This window comes from Paenibacillus sp. 1A_MP2, from assembly GCF_052244825.1.
GTDB lineage: Bacteria > Bacillota > Bacilli > Paenibacillales > Paenibacillaceae > Paenibacillus > Paenibacillus vandeheii.
Genome location: NZ_JBQQCS010000001.1, coordinates 504,231 through 523,096, shown reverse-complemented (window position 1 = coordinate 523,096; position 18,866 = coordinate 504,231). Strand labels below are relative to the sequence as shown.

15 protein-coding genes and 2 pseudogenes are annotated in these 18,866 nt (G+C 46.8%); 7 read left to right on the top strand and 10 right to left on the bottom strand.

Translation table 11 applies throughout. From position 1 onward, the window contains the following. Window positions 1-2: 2 nt before the first annotated feature. Complete coding sequence (locus tag ACTWJ7_RS02800) at window positions 3-251, bottom strand: sensor histidine kinase (RefSeq protein ID WP_443145104.1); 249 nt, start codon at window positions 249-251, stop codon at window positions 3-5. Next, the gene (locus tag ACTWJ7_RS02795) at window positions 242-3,061 is read right to left on the bottom strand and encodes a response regulator (protein WP_443145103.1); all 2,820 of its coding nucleotides are present in this window, start codon (window positions 3,059-3,061) and stop codon (window positions 242-244) included. The genes ACTWJ7_RS02800 and ACTWJ7_RS02795 overlap by 10 nt, the downstream gene beginning before the upstream one ends. Before the next feature lie 373 nt (window positions 3,062-3,434). On the opposite strand from ACTWJ7_RS02795, the gene ACTWJ7_RS02790 reads away from it, so the two are divergent. Further along, on the top strand, window positions 3,435-3,932 hold the full coding sequence (locus ACTWJ7_RS02790) for a DinB family protein (protein ID WP_024629626.1): 498 nt from the start codon (window positions 3,435-3,437) through the stop codon (window positions 3,930-3,932). Between the two features lie 81 nt (window positions 3,933-4,013). On the opposite strand, the gene ACTWJ7_RS02785 is transcribed toward ACTWJ7_RS02790, so the two are convergent. The 3 genes and pseudogenes from ACTWJ7_RS02785 to ACTWJ7_RS02775 form a co-directional block, all read right to left on the bottom strand. Beyond that, entirely contained in the window at window positions 4,014-4,433 is a 420-nt protein-coding gene (locus ACTWJ7_RS02785) for a MarR family winged helix-turn-helix transcriptional regulator (protein ID WP_079348301.1), read from the bottom strand. A gap of 66 nt (window positions 4,434-4,499) precedes the next feature. Further along, on the bottom strand, window positions 4,500-5,234 hold the full coding sequence (locus ACTWJ7_RS02780; protein ID WP_079348303.1) for an SDR family NAD(P)-dependent oxidoreductase: 735 nt from the start codon (window positions 5,232-5,234) through the stop codon (window positions 4,500-4,502). A 41-nt stretch (window positions 5,235-5,275) separates the two neighbouring features. After that, window positions 5,276-6,090: pseudogene (locus tag ACTWJ7_RS02775) on the bottom strand (SDR family NAD(P)-dependent oxidoreductase). A 236-nt stretch (window positions 6,091-6,326) separates the two neighbouring features. On the opposite strand from ACTWJ7_RS02775, the gene ACTWJ7_RS02770 reads away from it, so the two are divergent. Beyond that, window positions 6,327-6,506 carry a winged helix-turn-helix transcriptional regulator gene (locus ACTWJ7_RS02770; RefSeq protein WP_301880646.1) on the top strand — a complete coding sequence of 60 codons (180 nt, stop codon included), beginning with the start codon at window positions 6,327-6,329 and terminating at the stop codon, window positions 6,504-6,506. A 144-nt stretch (window positions 6,507-6,650) separates the two neighbouring features. On the opposite strand, the gene ACTWJ7_RS02765 is transcribed toward ACTWJ7_RS02770, so the two are convergent. Then, window positions 6,651-7,616: an SMI1/KNR4 family protein gene (locus tag ACTWJ7_RS02765; RefSeq protein WP_301880562.1), complete on the bottom strand. Its 966-nt coding sequence runs from the start codon at window positions 7,614-7,616 to the stop codon at window positions 6,651-6,653. A gap of 131 nt (window positions 7,617-7,747) precedes the next feature. Here ACTWJ7_RS02765 and ACTWJ7_RS02760 point away from each other — a divergent pair, with 131 nt between their 5' ends. Further along, a complete protein-coding gene (locus ACTWJ7_RS02760; RefSeq protein ID WP_301880563.1) occupies window positions 7,748-8,461 on the top strand; it encodes a DUF4386 domain-containing protein in 714 nt (237 codons plus the stop codon). Between the two features lie 28 nt (window positions 8,462-8,489). On the opposite strand, the gene ACTWJ7_RS02755 is transcribed toward ACTWJ7_RS02760, so the two are convergent. Together ACTWJ7_RS02755 and ACTWJ7_RS02750 are read right to left on the bottom strand one after the other, a co-directional pair. Continuing rightward, window positions 8,490-9,077 carry a Crp/Fnr family transcriptional regulator gene (locus tag ACTWJ7_RS02755; protein ID WP_301880564.1) on the bottom strand — a complete coding sequence of 196 codons (588 nt, stop codon included), beginning with the start codon at window positions 9,075-9,077 and terminating at the stop codon, window positions 8,490-8,492. Between the two features lie 248 nt (window positions 9,078-9,325). After that, a pseudogene (locus tag ACTWJ7_RS02750) lies at window positions 9,326-10,088 on the bottom strand (SDR family oxidoreductase). A gap of 236 nt (window positions 10,089-10,324) precedes the next feature. Between ACTWJ7_RS02750 and ACTWJ7_RS02745 the strand changes: the two are divergent. Continuing rightward, window positions 10,325-11,089, top strand: coding sequence for an SDR family NAD(P)-dependent oxidoreductase (locus ACTWJ7_RS02745; RefSeq protein ID WP_079348315.1), 765 nt, complete (start codon window positions 10,325-10,327; stop codon window positions 11,087-11,089). Window positions 11,090-11,119: 30 nt separating this feature from the next. On the opposite strand, the gene ACTWJ7_RS02740 is transcribed toward ACTWJ7_RS02745, so the two are convergent. Together ACTWJ7_RS02740 and ACTWJ7_RS02735 are read right to left on the bottom strand one after the other, a co-directional pair. After that, entirely contained in the window at window positions 11,120-11,806 is a 687-nt protein-coding gene (locus tag ACTWJ7_RS02740; RefSeq protein ID WP_079348317.1) for a GntR family transcriptional regulator, read from the bottom strand. A gap of 219 nt (window positions 11,807-12,025) precedes the next feature. Continuing rightward, window positions 12,026-14,617: an S-layer homology domain-containing protein gene (locus ACTWJ7_RS02735; protein WP_301880647.1), complete on the bottom strand. Its 2,592-nt coding sequence runs from the start codon at window positions 14,615-14,617 to the stop codon at window positions 12,026-12,028. 240 nt (window positions 14,618-14,857) lie between these two features. On the opposite strand from ACTWJ7_RS02735, the gene ACTWJ7_RS02730 reads away from it, so the two are divergent. The 3 genes from ACTWJ7_RS02730 to ACTWJ7_RS02720 are packed head-to-tail and all read left to right on the top strand — an operon-like array spanning window position 14,858 to window position 18,832. Beyond that, window positions 14,858-16,138 carry a cache domain-containing protein gene (locus tag ACTWJ7_RS02730; protein ID WP_443145102.1) on the top strand — a complete coding sequence of 427 codons (1,281 nt, stop codon included), beginning with the start codon at window positions 14,858-14,860 and terminating at the stop codon, window positions 16,136-16,138. After that, a complete protein-coding gene (locus ACTWJ7_RS02725) occupies window positions 16,075-17,196 on the top strand; it encodes a helix-turn-helix transcriptional regulator (protein ID WP_443145101.1) in 1,122 nt (373 codons plus the stop codon). Before ACTWJ7_RS02730 ends, ACTWJ7_RS02725 begins: the two co-directional genes overlap by 64 nt. Before the next feature lie 19 nt (window positions 17,197-17,215). Continuing rightward, window positions 17,216-18,832, top strand: a complete 1,617-nt coding sequence (locus ACTWJ7_RS02720; RefSeq protein WP_301246255.1) for an extracellular solute-binding protein — start codon at window positions 17,216-17,218, stop codon at window positions 18,830-18,832. The last annotated feature ends 34 nt before the right edge of the window (window positions 18,833-18,866 follow it).

The following is an 18,866-nucleotide window of genomic DNA, read 5'->3' as shown; positions in this document are numbered from 1 at the left end:
GCTCATAATCCACCTACCATCGGAATATCAAACGAAACTATCGTCCCTTCACCCAGCTTGCTCACAATCACTAATCCCTTGCCGCCGTACAATTGGGTTAACCTGCGATGGGTATTGGCAATACCGATTCCGCCAGTTCCATTCAGCCTGGCATCTTGCAGCCGGGCAACCTTATCCGGCGCCATACCTATGCCATTATCCCTTACTTCAATACGGGTATACCCTTCTTGTTGAGCAATAGTCAGATACACCGTACCACCTTTTTCTTATTTAACAGTCCGTGTCTAACGGCATTCTCGATCAATGGCTGAATAGACAGCGGAGGTAGAGTCAATTGCAGATTCGGCTCCACATTCCATTCAATCGTCAACCGATCTTCAAAGCGTGTCTGTTCAATAAACAGATACGCTTGTACCAGTTCCAACTCGTGGGACAACTTCACCAATTCACCGGTATTCAGATAATTGAAGCTAATTCGCAGATAGGATGAGAAGGCTTCGCCCAACTTCCTCATATGCTCGGTATCGATATCACTTAATACCATTAGGGAGTTGAGTGTATTGAACAGGAAATGCGGCTGGATTTGAGCTTGTAAATACGCAGCTTCCATGCGTAATCGTTCCTTAATGGAATGATTTAATGTGATCAGTGCCCGGATTCGATATTTTAATTCAAGTGCATCTACAGGCTTCGTTACATAATCATTGGCCCCGGAGGCAAAGCCCGTATAAATATCGGGCTGCTGGCTTCGTGCGGTCAACAGTAACACAGGTAATTCTGACATCGAAAATAGTTCCCTGACCTTCTGTGTTAACTCATATCCTGACATTTGTGGCATCATCACATCCGCGATTAGCAGATCCCATTGTCGTGTTCCAAGCAGCTCCATGGCCTCCTGTCCCGAGTGGGCAGTTACAATGGTATAGGCTTCGGTGGATAGCATACTTGCGAGGACATCCAAATTAACCGGATCATCATCAACCACAAGAATGGAAGCTGTAGTCTCATGTGAAGGCGGCAGATGCTCCAACCCGGTGGCCACTTCCATCTGTTCATCGGAAGCACGAATGCCCCATTGATCCATGGTACCGTGATTCGTATTCGCTGCTTCTTCCTCTGTCCGAACAATCTGTGGATGTGAGACACTAACCCCCTGTGCTATCGGCATATCAAAGCTGAACTCGGAGCCCTTCCCGGGCTGAGACTGAACTGTCAGTACTCCACCATGTAGTTCCACAAGCTGCTTGCAGATGCTCAATCCAAGACCAATTCCCTGTCCATCATTGATTCCATAAGCCCCTTGCTCGTAAGGAAGGAATATCCGTAGACAGGTGGACTCATCCATGCCAACCCCTGTATCTGCAATGTGTATAAACGCACGTCCCTCATGGATTTCTGCACGTACTGAGACGGTTCCTGCCTCTGTATACTTCATCGCATTATGCAGCAGATTATATAAAATTTGAACAAGTCTCTTCTCATCTGCCCAAATGAAAGGAAAGGACTCCGGCACCTCCATCCTGAGGCTGACGGGTTTTCGATCCACCATGAATTGCAGCATTGAAATAACTCCAGGTACAACAGACTGAATGGACAGTGGCTCCTGCTTGAGCACAATGTGCTGTTCCTTCAAACGGACCACATCAAGCAGGTCTCCCAGCAGATTAGACATCCGCCGGCTGATGGTAATCAATAATTCCATATCCTTCAGACTGCGCTGATCGAGTCGATCCTTCTGTTGGGTAACCAGATTTTGCGCAATACTCATAATGCCATGCAGTGGCGTTTGAAGCTCATGTGAAGTATTGGCAAGAAACTGGTCTTTAATTTTGTCTGCCTTCTTCAACTCTGTGTACAAATCAATTATTTCCCTGGCATTCCGGAAATACTTCTTGAACCAGTAAGAAGAGAAACCAATAATCGCCAGAACAAGATCAATCGGATAATATACAGTACTGCGGCTTTGATTGCTCTCTAGAGCACTCCATAAAACGTTGGACAGAATGCCTGCAGCAGTAAGCAGCAGAAATATAAGGTCATGGTCCTTCTGACTTCGGATCATCATCTGAATCACGAGATACCCAAACCACACAATGGATGCCAGCATAAGTGCATTAATCAGATTGTAGTGAATGAGGGTATAGACTGTCCTGACAGGCAACACGGCCAAGGTAACACTATAGATGATCGTTACAATCAAATAAAAGCGGAGCCATGTTTTATGCAGGTTGACCGCAGATAACCTTTGGAATAATAAGAGAATGCACACATTTTGCCACAATACAGAAATCACTCTTATTTTAAGACTCCAAGTAAAATTAATGGGAAGCCATTGCAGCAGTATATTATCATGACCAACTATAATCGTGATGGCTACTGTCAGGGTTAGCATCGCAGCAACAAAAAGAGCCTTTTCCTGGGGATGTAATGCATACAGAATAGCAGCGTAAACAGTATGAAAAATGAGAATAATAAAAATAGCCAGCTGGAAGGCGACAGAATGTCCATGTACGAATTCCACTGCGGCCTGAGAACCAAAACGCACAGGTTTAACGACTCCACCTTTGTAGGGCTGATCATAGTTGGCGACACGAATGACCAAATCCATTGACGTAGCTCCAGCCTGCTCATAGATGGAAATGTATGAGGTTCTATCTGGCGTGTAGTCTTCCTCATTCGTCGCCATCCGTCCTGCCCCACCAATCGTTTCTCCGTTAAGTTCAATCTCGGATGAACTCTGAATATCCTTAAACCAGAATTCGAGCGGTGTCTGCAGCGGCTCAGTCAAAATACGAAGTCGATACGTCCCATATCCGAATGAACTTCCTTCCTCTTGATGGAGGGAATCCCGCCATGAACCAGGAACAACGATAGTACTCGCTGTGTCCTCTCTTTCCTTAATGTCCCTGAGTGTCAACAGCTCTCCGGGATAGAAATCCCATTCTCCATTGGCGAACATCGCGGGAGAGTTATCCAGGTCCACTCCACGCAGGTCGAGAACGCCTTGTACAGCCATATGGTCATTGGAAACGTAAAAAATAACAGACCATGCCCATCGCATTGTCAATAAGACACCAAAAAAAATAATAAGGATGGCCATGTGTTTGTAACGTGAGCTTGGTTTATGTTGTAAAGAGTTATGTAAAGATTGCATATGTGTTTTTTCTGACTCTCCGCTTACTTGAGTCTCTCTCCATTCTGGCAGACAAATACTGCCTATACTGCTTCTACACGCCGAAGATCATAATCCATCTCTATATATAACAGCATTATAACATAGGGATTCTTATGGTTCTGAAGTCATTTTACAGTCATCGACTGCTTTTAACAGGTATCGATTTCTCCTTTTATTTTAATTTTATAAAATTTAATTGTATACTATTAATTATATATTCATTAGCTCAATCAGGTGAACAAAGAGAGGATGATTCCGCATGTCGGAGGCCAACCAACTATTCGGACAAGCCCTGGTCAAATCACTAGTCGGAGAACGCGGACATATTCGTATCAAACGCGCTCTACCGGACATTAGCGTAGAACTAGCTAATCGCAAACATGAACATATGCCCTACAGTATCTATCAACTGGTGAAACATATGCATTACTGGCAGCAATTCATGCTAGAGCACTTGGAAGGAAGAAAGCCACAGCTTCCGGCTAATGTGATGGAGAGCTGGCCTGAAGAGACAGGCCCTCAGGATGAAGCCGCGTGGGAGAAGGATATTCAGGCATTCCTGAATGGGGTGGATCGAGCGGTAACGATTGCTGAAACGGTTCAGTTGGATGACCCCCTGCCGTATTTCCCAGGCGAAACCAAAGCCGGACTTCTGCGCAACATCGCATCTCATAACTCGTACCATCTGGGCGAGATTGTGCTGCTGCGTCGCTTCTACGGTGCATGGCCGCCACCAGGAGGCGGATTCCCTGCCTAATGAACGGAATTTTTTCTGAATAGTTTATGTTATCACACAAAAATAGCCTGGTTCCTTTATGTCAAAGGCTCAGGCTATTATTCAATCTTCCCGATTCATCTTCTCAAAAATATTTACTAATTGTGCCCGATCCTCTTTGGTCAATTTCTCGAATAACTCCTTGCGCAGCTTCTGTCCCTCCAGAATGGCTCTTTCAAGGACTTCGGTCCCTTTGTCGGTAATGTTCAAATAGATAATACGGCGGTCCGCTTCATCTACGATCCTGACGGCTAAATTCTTGGCTACCAGCTTATCGGCTAAATAGCTGAGCGTAGGCGGGGTCAGGCCCAACAGTTTTGCAATATCCGAAGGTCGGCTTTTTCCATTTTGATTGAGATGACTGAGTACAAGCACATGAGAGACGCCGAGGTCCTCATTGAACGATTTGTTCCACTGTATAATCAATTTATTGGTGAAATTATCCATATTGTGTATGAGTTCAAAAATATTTTTTTCTTCCATGCGATCCTCCTCGTAAAAATAAACAACAGCCCTCATTCAACTTAAGGGCTGTCATCATTCTACACGCTATTGGGCTGAGTATCCACCATCGATAACCAGCTCAGATCCTGTAATGTACGAGGAATCATCCGAAGCCAGGAACAATGCGGCGTTGGCAATATCGACAGCCTGACCCAGACGTTGTAAAGGTGTTGCCTGAATTAGTCGTTCAAGCAGTTCCTTCGAAGTGTTCAAAGATTGAGTCATTGGTGTTTCGATGATCCCAGGGAACAAAGCATTCACCCGAACACCTTGACGACCAAAGGTTGTCGCTGCCGCTTTGGATAATGCGCGTACCGCGCCTTTGGATGCCGAGTAGTGATTAAAGCCTTGTCCAATCAAAGCAGTGTATGAAGAAATATTAACGATGGAACCTTTCTTCTGCGCTGCCATATAAGGCGCGACATGTTTCATGCCAGCAAATGGACCAAAACCATTGATGGAGAGCATTTTTTGCCAATCCTGTGCATCGATTTCCTCAAACGGCTTCTCTGAAGAAATGCCCGCATTGTTGACCAGAATGTCGATTTTGCCAAAACGATCGTTGACTTCTTTCGCCAATGCCTGCCAATCTTCATCTGATGAGACGTTCAACTTCATTCCGTACACATTTGCTTTTTGGCCTGCTTTCTCCAGTGCTTCCTCATTAATGTCTGCGGCAATAACGATAGCGCCTTCCTTGGCAAAAAGATCAACCATGCCCTCTCCGATGCCCGATGCCCCGCCAGTGATGATGGCTACTTTGTTATCTAATCTTCCCATATAAAACACTCCTAACTATATTTTATTTGGACGAATTCACGTTAGCTGTTCAGCGTATTGTGCATGTTCATAAACTGTTCAAAATCCGGAACGGTTGGATTGGCAATATAATGGCCGCCTTCAACCTGAATGGTCTGTCCGGTAATGAATTTGGACTCATCCGAAGCGAGGAACATGACGGTGTATCCAATATCATCGGGCTCCCCGTGATAGGGCAGCGCGTTATATTTTGCGAACATATCCAATACCTCTGGAGGCATATTATTCTGGGCTGCCGGGGTCAAGATCAAGCCAGGTGCGACAGCATTGCAACGAATGTTATGTTTGCCATATTGAGTGGCAATATACCTTGTCAGATTCACAACGCCTGCTTTTGAAGCACCATAGGCAACCCGAACTGCATCTCCCGTAAAACCAGCCATCGAAGCTGTATTAATGATGGAACCTTCACCCGCTTGAATCATATGAGGGATAGCGAATCTGCAACCGAGTAACACACTTTTTAAATTGACGTTCATCAGACGATCCCACTCATCCAGATCTACGTTGACCACGTCCAAATCCTTCTTCAGATTGGTCAGGCCAACGTTGTTGAACAGGCACGTGAGTTTACCATATTGTTGCACTGCAAATTCCACAGCTTCCTTAATCGAAGCTTCATCTCCGGCATCAAGAAAACGGCCACTGCCTCTCCACCTTGAGCCTGAATATTCGCTGCTGCTTCCTTTGCCCCATCAACATTGAAATCAGCAATAACGACTTTTGCTCCTTCTTTCGCCATCAATTGGGCTGCGGACAATCCTATTCCAGAAGCGCCTCCAGTAACGAGGGCTACTTTGTCTTTCATTCTCAACATAATCTCAAGCTCCTTTCGTAAAGAAACCGAAAATATATAACTTGTCTAATATTTAGATGACTAAATATTAGATGTCTAAATAATAACAGAGGAATGGACTTTCTGCAACGCATCCGGCCTTATATCCTTATTTTGGATGTCTATGGCGAAGTAAACGAAGTGTTTAAAAAAATACAGCCCTCATGGATCTGAGGACTGTATAGAATCCATTCTCTTAATCAGTAGAGTATCACGACATCATTCATCGCGAAATCTATCAGCAGATTCCGCCCAAAGTCGAGTACTCCATCACGGAATATGGTCAACGAATGACGCCTTTATTACAGGCCATGAATGATTGGGGCGTGGGTCACATCGCTCATTTGAACGAGCTATATGGGGAAGAATCAACGCGGGAGCTGCCTGAACGCAGCTAAACAGAACATACGATGATCTCACCATCAACATTACGTGCTTCATTTACCACATGACATGGGAAGTACTCAACTAAAAAAGCTGCACCCTTTGTTACGGGATGCAGCTTCTTCAATATTGTATATAACAGGAAGCTACAACCCTCTTTACAGTGAACCCTCAAGGTTTGCAGGTTGCTTTTCCTCATTCACCAGACCACGAATAAAGGTTTCAACATTTGGCGCGAGCCAAGTGATCTTGTAGCCTTCCGCTTTATTTACATGGACAACCTCAGGTTCGCCAGCATTACCGGATTCACGATAATCCAGCATCACCACCTCAGACTCAGACGGGCACTCACTCAAGACGACACCGATTTCCGGGTAACCACCCTGCTCGATCATCACCCGGCTGCCCGCTTCTCCACCCAATGAATGTGCCTTCTCACGTCCAATACCCAGGATATTTGAAATTTCAATGTAGATCTTCCCATCATTCCCGGCCTGGCTAACCGGAAAATAACGATAGTAGGGAACACCACCATTATGTAGTTTCATCATGTTTATATAGAATGTCGGCAGCTTGAATACCAGCTGCTCCTCCACGGCTTCAATCTGCTCATCGGTAGGCGGGGACAACACATATTGATCGACGTTTGCGTGACTGTCATTCCAAAAGCTGGTCGAATCGGGATGGATACTAGGTGCAGCTTCGATGTTGATTTCAGTCACAGAGTGGAGTGTTTCCACAGACTCCTCTTCCAATTCCTTTGCTGGCTCCTCAGTTGTTTTATTCCGAATCCATTCCAAGAACTCTTGTGTATCCTCATCTCCCGGCTCCAATCGGTCCGCTGCTTCGAAAGCTTCACGCGCATTCTCATATTGCTCCAAATAATAATACGCCAGACCAATACGGTAATGCCAAAGCGGGTCATTTTGCCCCTCTTCTTCAACCGACAGGAATTGCTCCACTGCTTCCTGGTAACGCTCCATATTATTCAGCGCTCTGCCCAGATGGTTGACCAGAATATAGTCCCGCTCCTCCTCCGGAACTTGTGTAATCGCATCCACAATCTCTTCGTATTCATCCTGTTCATGCCAGGCCTCTAGCCGTTCCAAGAGTTCATCGTTCATTGATCTTGCCTCCCTCTCTTATTCGTTGTAGAAATTATAGCATTTTGCTTGCCTTGATTTAAATCAATGCCGATCATGCAACTCCTGATTAAAATAAACATCAACCATATTACACAGGAGGCTATCTTACTATGTCTACATCCATACAAGAACATTCTTACGAACGGAAAGCTGCTGTAACTGTAGGAATAACGCTGATCATCATGGCCCTGGCTGCATTTTTTTCCTATAGTTATATCCATGGCAAACTTGTCGTACCCGGCGATGCCAGCACTACATTCAACTATATCACAGCATCATATGGCTTGTTTAAGGCCGAGATTTTGGGATGGATCATCATTCTTATTAGCGACGTTGTTGTCTCGTGTGCGCTGTATATTTTCCTGAAGCCTGTTCATAAAAACCTCTCACTGCTTGGCGCTTGCCTGCGTCTTACCTACTCATCGCTGCTGGGCATCGCCATCCTGAACTTACTCATGGTAATGCTGCTCTCGGGACATTCAAAACCCTCACTTCCAATGGAACAGACGCAAGCGCTAATGATGCTCTGTCTGGAAGCATTCGAACGAATCTGGTCGGTGGGTCTGGTCGTATTTGGTGCACATCTACTGATTGTGGGCTATGTGGCTTTAAAAGCATACTGCATCCCCAAAACGATCAGCATCTTGGTACTACTCGCTGGTATAGGCTATATTATCATTCACCTAAGCAAAACGTTTCTTTCTCAATATGATGCGCTGGTTACAGTGCTTCAAGTGGTATTTGCTATACCCATGGTCGCAGGCGAACTGGGCTTAGGCATTTGGATGCTCATTAAAGGAGGAAAGCCATCCCACAGAGCATGATGCCCTTGTTTATTGATGAAACACTTCTTTACCCATCATCACGGCTATGAACACGCTTCTTGATTCTGCTTAATGACTCTGGGGTGATTCCCAGATAACTGGCTAATTGATGTTGGGGTACACGATCGACGAGATGGGGTCGTTTTCGCAATAACGATTGATACCGCTCTTCCGGTGAAGACCCGATAAATGATGTCCATTCATCCTGAACCTGACCCAGGTTCTCCTCTACCATCTTGCGTATCATCGTTTCCAGTGGGGGATATTGGAGAATCATGTCGTCCTCCGCTTGAAAGTCACCAACCACCAATACACAGTCCTCCAGGCAGGTTAAGGTATAAGCCGATGGCTTATTGTGCTGATGACGATTGAAAATAGAGACCGCTTGTTCCTCGGTATAGAAATTGGAGGTGACTTCTTTTCCCGTTTCATCTATCGCGTATTGGCGTACACATCCCTTTAGCACAAAGTAACATTTAGCAGGAACCTCCCCTTGTCTTAGGAGTACGGTTCCTTTTTTATAATTCTTTACGAGGATATCTTCAACAATAGCCCGCTGTTCCTGCTCGTTAAGAGATGTGAATTGACTCATGTATTTGAACAGTATGTTTTTCATTTTTACCCCTTTCATCAGGCACGGTTCAACGGTTTAATCCAGTCTCTTTTATCAAGGCTAACCTTACAACGATTAACTTCATTTACTCTCAAAATAGCTCTTTTTGCACACCTTGGCAAGATTGGTCCACACAGCTGAAAAAGAAATAAGAGCGCCACCCGAAAGGTAAGCGCCCCAATATCATCCAACAACGTTCATCTTGCCTAAGCTCATTCAAGCTCATTTAAGAAGGCTTATCCGCCATGCGGTTATAGATGCGATCCGCCGCTTGCATCAAGCAACTGTCCCGTTACCCAACGGCTATTCGGTGAAGCCAGAAATGCAGCAATATCTGCAATATCCTCCGGCTCACCCCATCGGCCAAAGGCGGAAAGGCCAGCCGCATATTTTTGCCCCTCCGTATCCTGCAACGTCCCAGCATTCATCTCGGTATTAATAATTCCCGGCTGGATGGCGTTGACCGTAATATTACGGCTCCCTAGCTGCTTCGCGAGAAGCAGCGTAAACGTATCAATCGCTCCTTTGGACATGCTGTACGTAAATACTCCTGGAGAAGCTACCCTGGTTACAAAGGACGAAATATTAATAATTCGCCCCCCATCATTCATTCGCGGCAGAGCCTGCTGTGTCACGAAAAGTGGTGCTTTTACATTAAGATTCATGACCTCTTCGTAGGACGCTTCTGTCGTCTCTTCAATCCCAACAATCTGCCCGATCCCCGCATTATTCACCAGAATATCGAATCCACTGGCCTCCGTCTGATTCTGAACAGCCTCATCCAGCCCAGCAAATAAGTGATGAACGCCGTCCATCGTTCTCAGGTCAGCACCCACAGCGCAGGCATTGCCTCCATGTTGCTCAATATGGCGAACGACTGCTTCCGCCTCATCCTGTCTGTTTCCATAGTGAACCACAACATATGCGCCCTCCTGAGCCAACCGCAGCGCGATACTCCTGCCGATTCCCGGCTTGCCCCGTGACTAAAGCGATTTTACCTTTTAATACGCCCATGTGCTCATCTCCTCTATTCTAATGACAAGAATAGTTATATCACGGTGCCTTTTTTGAGATGTTGCTCTTTAATTCTTCGTCTGGCCCTGAGAAGATCGATATAAAAACGATATCTGATCTGATCATTCATCCTTTACCGTTTTAAGTCAATCCAAAATCTATTGGACATAAAATTATATATTATATATAATTTATTATATAAACGAATACTACTACACATATTTGGAGGCGTTATCATGGGTAGATTATCAGGTAAAGTGGCAGTTATCACAGGTGCAGGCAGTGGTATGGGCGCTGAACAGGCTCGTTTATTTGCCAAAGAAGGTGCAAAAGTGGTTGGTGCTGATATGAATATGGAAGGTCTTCAGAACATAATTGACGAGATCAAAGCCAGTGGTGGAGATGCCATTGCGGTCAAATTGAATATATCCTCACCTGAGGAATGGGAAAGCACAATTAAAGCGGCTGTAGATACGTATGGTAAAGTCAATGTTCTGGTCAATACGGCAGGGGTGGCAGGTCCATTTGTAGCCAAGGCCGCTGAACATGACGTGAATGAATGGGACAAACTGATTGGTATTAACCTGAAGGGGGCTTTCCTGGGCAGCAAATATGCCATTCCCGAAATGATTAAGGACGGCGGCGGTTCAATCGTTACGATCTCTTCCATCGGTGGTCTAATTGGTGGACAAGGAGGGACAGGCTACGGGGCTGCCAAAGCCGGTCTCATCGGGATGACCCGAAACATCGCAGTCGATTATGGTAAAGACAATGTGCGTGCAAACGTAATCTGCCCGGGCCAGATCAGAACACCGATGTCTGCTGTTCTTGAAACGGACGAGGCCAAAGAAGCCAAGCAATATTACCTGAACAAAACGCCTCTGGGACACTTTGGCGATCCGATTGATGTCGCCTATGCAGCACTGTTCCTCGCATCCGAAGAATCCAAATTCATAACCGGTACAGAGATCATTGTGGATGGCGGCGTTATGGCTAACTAAGCTCTTGAAACCAATAAGAGACAGCTACGATTACTGTAGACTGTCTCTTTCTTGTGTTTCATTTTGGATAGTCAAGGATTGTCTGGTCAATATCTCGAATGATTTTTTTGCTTTTTCAAATTCGTCCTGGACGAGGGCATTCACAAGCTCCTCCAGGTACAGGCTGCGAATTTTCGTTCGCTCCACATCGCCCCAGTTCATCTGGGAGTAGACATTCGTGATAAACGTGATATCCGAGTAAAATTTGATAAATGCTTTGTTTCCAGCGACCTGAAAGACATAACCGCATAATTGATGCACCTTCACAACGTATTCCAAAATGTTCTTTTGGCTTAGCTGTTCCTTGGCTTCTCTTAAATACTGCTGAAGTTGATCCTTATTATCTCCATCCCACTTCGATCTGGAATAATCAATTCCAATTCGGAACAGTTCAATTAAGGCAGTTGTGTAGTCCGCCATCTCTTCTTCGGAAATCGCCTTTACACGCACGCCCCTTCTTGGCAGCCGCTCGATCACACCTCTGCTTTCCAGGATGTAGAATGCTTCTCTAACTGGAATATTACTTACATTTAACTCTTTGGCTATGTTGGATTCAATTAATCGAGTATCTTGAACCAGCTCGCCTATAAATATTTTTTTTAATATATAATTCGCAATTTGATCTGGCAATTGGCTTCTCTCATTATTCAATAATGAAGAGAAATGATAGCTTTGCATATCTCTTATCCCTTCTACACTGATTCATATTCCATGATACATGTGGACAGGCCGTTTTCATTATGGATTATTATATCGCAATATGGAGTGTTAACCAAAACAATATCAAAAGAGCGAGCTGGTCCGTATTACTGGAACCAGCTCGCCCTTTGATGTTATATGGATGCGCTACTCATTTGGGCTGAGCTTTCGGCTCCAGCGAATAGCATATATATGCTTTTACAAGCCTTCGATCAGCTCTTTGATTGAGCTGTCGCTCTCCAGTGCGCGAATGATCAACGTCACGGCTTCAGCTCTTGTCGCTTTGCCGTTCGGCGAGAACACGGAGGATGATAATCCTTGAACAAGGTTGGCAGATGAAGCTTGCGCAATCACATCTGCAGCCCAATTGCTGCTATCCACATCGTTGAAGCTGGCTGGTGTGCTGGTCGCCAGTGCATTCAGATTGAGCATGCGAGCAATGATTGCCACCATCTCGGCGCGGGAAATTGTTGCATTTGGCTTGAAGCTGCCGTCCGGATACCCACCGATTACTCCCTTATCAGCCAGAGCATCGATGTAACCCGCAGCCCAGTTCGAGCTGGTATCCTTGAAGCTTGCCGAAGCCGCGCTTTCGCCGAGACCGAATGCCCGAGCGATCATAGCGGTAAATTCCGCTCTGGTAACGGATGCATTAGGCTGGAACTTGCCATTGGCATAACCGTTAATCATGCGCAGCTTCATGGCAGCACTGATGTTTCTGTCGGCCCAGTGACCCGTGATATCACTGAAGGTTTTAGTTTCATTTTTCGTTGCAGCAATAGCTTCGTTAAGTGTCTTCAGAACTGTTTCCTGGTTAACTACGCCGGATTTGAACGGATTGACTTCTGTTGCAGGAGGTACCGTTGGTTCCGTTGTAGGAGGCGTTGTAACCGTTCCTGAATCTGTATCAGAATCCGTTGTTGGGTTAGTTGGTGTTGTAGTTGAACCACCACCTGTGCTTGGTGTCGTAGTTGAATCGCCACCTGTACCAGGTGTCGTTGTACCTGGATTTGTTGTATCGGTAATAGACAATGCAATCTGGTTGCTTAGATACACAACTTGAGTGCTATATTTGCTTGGCAGACCCTCTACCTGAACGGAGGCAAATTTTCCACTTTGCTGATTAGCGCCATAGTTTACAAGCGTCACAACACCTGGACCCGGCACATAGCTGTTGGCAAAGTTCACGTGCAGCGTTCCGGAGGTGTTTACCGTACCTTTAACATCGAGTACGTCATTTGCGGAAGCTACGTTCAGCTCTAGCATACCGTCAGCGGCCTGCGTGAAGTTGCCTTCGATGTTCCATTTTCCAGTTACGCTCTCCGTAACCGTACCACCGCTGTTGACCACATCGCCACTCCCGAATGCAGTAGCGGTATCACCTTCCAATGTACCTGCATTAACCTGGGTACCGCCGGAGTAAGTGTTCGCTCCCCGCAGCTTCAAGGTACCGCTGCCTTCTTTCGTCAGCTTCCCCGTACCGGAGATGTTGTTCCGCCAAACGTCCATGGCGTTGAAACCACCCTTGCTGGCATCCATCGTTACCGTTACATCGCTATTGAATGCACCGTATCCGTCTGCTGCCGCAAACAGATTAAGACGTCCCCAGCCTTCCGGATCATCAAGCAAAGGGTAGCCCGATTCTATTGCCGTTGTTGCCAACACAGCACGACGCTGTTGATCTGTCAGATAAGGCTGTCTGGTCTCAGTCAGCACTTCTGCTCCCTTAGGTACCGCTACCGGTTCCGTTGTGGAACTGATCTGCTCAAACCCGTAGGTCAGACGCTGGGTATAATCAGCCTTGTTTTTCTCATAGTCGGTAAAACGATCTTCTGCTGAACCAGTCTCCTTCAACAATACGTTATGCGCCTGATCATACGCCGCTTGCTTCAGGTCTGCATTTTCTGGATCATTCAGAGCACCTGCTGCCAGGGCCGTTGCGAGTACACGTCCACCCATGACATCTAGCGGAGAGTGCATTCCGGCTACAATCCGGTTGTTACCCATCTCCGATGCACGGGTTACCAACTCCTGGAACCGTTCAGGTGTAGCATAAGCTAATGCAAGTGCAGCAAGGTAGGACGCATTGGTGTGTCCGCTCGGGAAGCCGCCGTCAGAGGCTGCATCTTTCTCATCTTTGATTGCCGGTCTCAGCGTTGGCACGACAACCTCATTCGTATTCAGCCAGCGGAAAGGACGCATATAATTGAAGAAATTTTTTGATGGATTCGAAGATGCGGCGTTACCCCGCAAGGCTCCAACCAGATCTACCATTTTGCCCAGCTCGGAATTCGAATCTCCGGCTTTGTTCGTGTTATTGCCATCATCGTACTTCGTTGTCGTAGCGTCTTCCGGAATGCTTGTAATCGTCGTATAAGTGCCTGATTTTTCACGATACACATCAGCCAGCGAACCCAGTCCCTCGGTCGCACCGTAGGTTTGATTCGTACGGTCTGTATAGTAGGCAGCATCCTCTTCCGCTTGGGTACGTGTTGCTGCGATATCGGCTACATATTGAATGTTGTAGTCCAGTACCTTCTCGTTAAGCTTCGTACCATTGTTCCAAGAATCACCCGGTGTCCATAGGTCCAGAAACTTGGACAGTGTACCGATGGCCGAGTTGGTTTCTATTGTTGTGTTGGAGGAACTGTTGCTCTTATACGTATCTACAAAGTACCCCCAGGTCGGCTCGGCCGGCAACGGGATTGTGGTATCATCCGACGCTGCAAGCGCAATGCTTGATGCGAATGAATTGGAGATAAGTGCTACACCCACAGCAGCGGCTAACATTCTCTTTTTGTTTTTGTTGGCTTTCGTTTTCAATTCTTTTCGACTCCCATCGTTTTGTAGTTGGTCTCGAATCGGTCTCAATGTAGCATCAGGCCCCTTCAACCAGCAATAAAACAATTTCGCCATTGTATCAATTTAGGATCAATATCGCCTTTTTTCGACATTTAACATTCTCTTAATAAAAATCATGAACTGATGGTCAATCGTGTAGTGTATAATCGTCGCCGGGAGGTATGCATCATGAAAAAATGGAGCTCCGCATGGGCCGGGCTGGCGGCATCTTATGTATCCATCGTGCTCGTCATTGTCCTGCTCGTATGCTCTTTCTTCTATATCTATTTTTCGCGCAGTTACAATGAAGAATTGCAGAACAAGAATCAGCTGATTCTGGAAAATACAGTCCGTACAATTGAAAATACCGTGCTGAAAAGAGTACAGCAGATCTATCTGGATCTATCGCTCGACAAGTCTGCAGACATTCGCCTGTTCGCTGAGCCATCTTATCGGAATGGTCTGGACCACGTCATCGATCTTCAGGAATTGCTTAAGTCCAGGGTAGCCGGCAATAGTGATCTTATTCAGGCGATACACCTCTATTATCCAGGGCAGAACATTATGTTATCGTCTCTATACGGTCTGAAGTATAATGCCAATCAAGGGGAAAGTGCGACACATTATGGCGATTGGCTTAACGGCATGCGAAGCAATAAACAAAACAGCCTGTGGACGCCTACACGACAGGTGCCACAGGATATTTTCTCCAGCCTTGCAAGCGGCAGCGGCAATGCGCTGTTCACGTATGCACACAGCTATCCCTTTCAGTCCACAGGCGAGACTGGAGATGTCATTGTTGCAATTGACGTAAATGAAAGTGCCATAAGCAGCATCATAGAGAATATGATGCCCTCCCAATACAAGAGTACGTTTGTTGTGAACGCAGCAGGCAGCGCCATCAGCGATGCCAAAATAGACATTCACGAAACGCAGGGAGACTTCCAGTCCAGCATTACGATGGCACTAAAGTCCGGAAGCACTGTGGGAAGCTTTGACGATACGATTGGTGATACGTCCTATGTTGTGTCTTATCAGACACTCCCATCTACGGGCTGGACCATCTACAGCGCAATGCCGGCCAGCTTCTACTATGAGCAATCGATTATGGTCCAGAAGCTAATTCTCGGTATCTGCCTCTTCGCCATCCTAATCGGACTTGTGCTATCTGCTTTGCTGACCAAGGCCAACTATAGCCCGATTAAACGCCTCGTCAGCCGAATTAAGGATTTATCCGACCCTGAGCCGAAGCATATTACGAATGAATATCGGCTGATCGACCGAGCCTTCATGCAATTAAGTGATAAAGTGAATAATCTCGAAGAGACACTTCTGGCGAACAGCCCGGCTATTAAGCACAATGCTGTGCTGAATTTATTACGGGTGGATATACCCGGGAGCAATGGATGGAGGAACTGGCTTCTCTGGGCATTTCACAGGAATACAAAGAGTACTGCTGTCTGCTTCTAAATACAGGAGAAGCCTCCGCAGGCCTCAGCTCTGAAAGCCTGTCAGTCATGGTATCCCGAATGATACACGGGCTGGAAACCCTGCCCCTGCCTGACAGCCAGCTCATTGCAGAAGAATTACCGGACAAAAAACTGGTGGTTATCCTGTGCAGCCATATCGCATCTGACCCGCTGCTGGACCAATTCTCCAATTTGCTGCTATCCAAAGCAAGGGAGCAATTCCAGCAGGATATCCAGCTATCGCTGGGCTCCTGGGTGCGGGAACTGGCAGACGTGCATCTAAGCTACAACGAAGCGCAGACACGAATGAAATATGCTTACTTCTTACCGGAACTAGCCATACTGAAGGACCATACCCTGCTCCTGCGGGAGCATAACCTGGATGAGATACCACAGGCCATGCTCGCAAAGTTTAGGGACAAGCTGCACGCGAGGCAGCCGGAAGAGAGCGCCGCAGCGATCGATCAGATCATTACCACGATGCGGGAGGGAGCGTACCCCGCTGACTATTGCCATTTTATGCTGGCGAATACGGTATTCATTTACTCGGATGTAGTGAAAAACGTTCGTTATAAGCATCCTCTTCAATTGGGCCATCCTGATCTGTACCATGAATACATCAGTATCCGCAATATCCACGCGTACCGCGACTGGCTGGTGGAGTCTGTTACCGTGTTCATCAGAGAGACGGAGAAGCGGAACAGCGAACGAGCAGTCTCCACAATTGAACTGGCGAAGCAATATATCGAGGATCATCTTCCGGAAGACTTATCGCTGGATATGGTAGCTGCACAGGTGTTCATCAGCCCCAAATATATGAGTAAGCTCTTCAAGGAAGAGCTCGGCGTCACCTATACCGATTATGTCACCTCCCGACGCATGGAACGGGCCAAAGAACTGATTGAGAACAACAACATGACCATTGAACGGATCGCAATCTCCGTCGGTTACGGAACCACTGCCTATTTCATTAAACGGTTCAAGGAAATGTACGGTTGTACGCCAGGCCATTACTTGCGCAATATCGCTTCTGCCGGGCTGACGGAAGCCGGATCTTAAGGTGAGGAAGGAATACAGGATGAAAAAAAAGGGATGGCTACGCGTTACTTCACTTCTCGCCATGCTGATTCCAGTCATCGTGGCCAGCACTCTGAGCGGTTGTGATCTTCAATCCGTTCAGCAGACCTCAACGGAAACACAACAGACCGAGTCGGGCTCCAGTACTCCACGTTACCGAATTTCATGGACCCTGCATCAGAATCTTTCGGTACCCGAAAATGCTGAAATGCTAAAGTACGTGGAGGATAAGTTCAACGTCGATCTGGATGTGTGGAACCTAGAGAACAACAAATATGAAGCACTGCTCGACATGAAGCTGGCCCAAGGCGAAATTCCCGATCTGTTCCGCATCCGTCAGCCGCAGGACCTGCTGAAATACCAGCAGCAAGGACTGCTGGCCGAGATTCCACTGGATACGCTTAACACGTATGCTCCAAACCTGATGCGAGCCATTCGAGAGAATGCACCCGCTTATCAAAACTCTGGGATAATCGACGGCATATCCTATGGCATCCCTGTCATTAATCCAACCAATATCTATCGGAGTCCAGTCGTTTTTCGGCAGGATTGGCTGGCGAAACTGGGCCTGTCGGTACCACAAACGTTAGCCGATTTCGAAAAAGTAATCTATGCCTTTACCAACGATGACCCCGACGGTAATGGTATTAAGGATACCTACGGTTTGTCCAGCGAAGGGATGAACGTTGTGTTTGGCGCCTTCGGTCAGATTGTCTTCGCAGATCAGCTCTATTTCAGTGATAAGAACGGGAAGAAGGTCATCGGCGCGCTGCAGCCGGAAATGAAGGAAGCTCTTCACTATTTGCGCAAATGGTATCAGGACGGCGTGATTGATCCCGAGTTCATCACCGGAGAGAATAAGGGTGGCTACAAGCACTTGTCCCACGCCTTTATTAACGGCAGGATTGGCATGACTTCCATGGGCAATTACTACCACTGGATTCAGGAGGCTGATTATCTGGAGTGGAGCTACGATGAATATGGACATGCCGTGGAGACTCCAGTTCAATCCACCTTTAACGTAAAGGAACTGGTAGCCAAGAATCCTAATGCTCGTGTTGTATTGAGCAGGCCTTTCACCGGACCATATGGTCAACGCGGCTCCAGAGCCTACGATATGTTAATGAGCTTCACCGCCATCGGTGCCGATGCCGTCAAGGAGCCGGGCAAGCTGGAAACCATACTGCAGATCCTAGATTACGTTAGCGCGAACCCTGACCCGGATGAAGCAGCCACAATGACCTTCGGCATACAGGGTAAGCATTGGACGAGAGCCAAAACTCATTCGCAGGACATCATCATCCTGCCTCCGTATGACACCATGTTTAGCTATCAGAATCTAATTGGCGCTAATCTCGGTATGACCATTCCGCTAAAACAGACCGCACAGCGCGAACAATGGGCCTCGACTCTTGGGCTGGACAAGGACGGTATCTACAACGAGCTTGAGGTGGCGACACCCTCCCTGATCAAGAGCGGCCCGGAATTGATCAAGCTGAAGAACAAGGCTTACATCGCCTTTATCACTGGGGAGAGGCCGTTGAGTGAATTTGATGATTTCGTCCAGGAATTTATGGAATCAGGCGGAGCAGAAGTGTTGAAAGAAGCGAATGAGTGAAGGGCACATGCTTGATTCATTCGCTAGACAGTTT

Bases quoted from the DNA above. Each gene is read 5' to 3' on its own strand.
- ACTWJ7_RS02795 (WP_443145103.1), bottom strand. From the start codon at position 3,061: ATGCGATGGGCATGGTCTGTTATTTTTTACGTTTCCAATGACCATATG.
- ACTWJ7_RS02790 (WP_024629626.1), top strand. From the start codon at position 3,435: ATGTCGGAGGCCAACCAACTATTCGGACAAGCCCTGGTCAAATCACTA.
- ACTWJ7_RS02785 (WP_079348301.1), bottom strand. From the start codon at position 4,433: ATGGAAGAAAAAAATATTTTTGAACTCATACACAATATGGATAATTTC.
- ACTWJ7_RS02780 (WP_079348303.1), bottom strand. From the start codon at position 5,234: ATGGGAAGATTAGATAACAAAGTAGCCATCATCACTGGCGGGGCATCG.
- ACTWJ7_RS02765 (WP_301880562.1), bottom strand. From the start codon at position 7,616: ATGAACGATGAACTCTTGGAACGGCTAGAGGCCTGGCATGAACAGGAT.
- ACTWJ7_RS02760 (WP_301880563.1), top strand. From the start codon at position 7,748: ATGTCTACATCCATACAAGAACATTCTTACGAACGGAAAGCTGCTGTA.
- ACTWJ7_RS02755 (WP_301880564.1), bottom strand. From the start codon at position 9,077: ATGAAAAACATACTGTTCAAATACATGAGTCAATTCACATCTCTTAAC.
- ACTWJ7_RS02745 (WP_079348315.1), top strand. From the start codon at position 10,325: ATGGGTAGATTATCAGGTAAAGTGGCAGTTATCACAGGTGCAGGCAGT.
- ACTWJ7_RS02740 (WP_079348317.1), bottom strand. From the start codon at position 11,806: ATGCAAAGCTATCATTTCTCTTCATTATTGAATAATGAGAGAAGCCAA.
- ACTWJ7_RS02735 (WP_301880647.1), bottom strand. From the start codon at position 14,617: ATGTTAGCCGCTGCTGTGGGTGTAGCACTTATCTCCAATTCATTCGCA.
- ACTWJ7_RS02730 (WP_443145102.1), top strand. From the start codon at position 14,858: ATGAAAAAATGGAGCTCCGCATGGGCCGGGCTGGCGGCATCTTATGTA.
- ACTWJ7_RS02725 (WP_443145101.1), top strand. From the start codon at position 16,075: ATGGAGGAACTGGCTTCTCTGGGCATTTCACAGGAATACAAAGAGTAC.
- ACTWJ7_RS02720 (WP_301246255.1), top strand. From the start codon at position 17,216: ATGAAAAAAAAGGGATGGCTACGCGTTACTTCACTTCTCGCCATGCTG.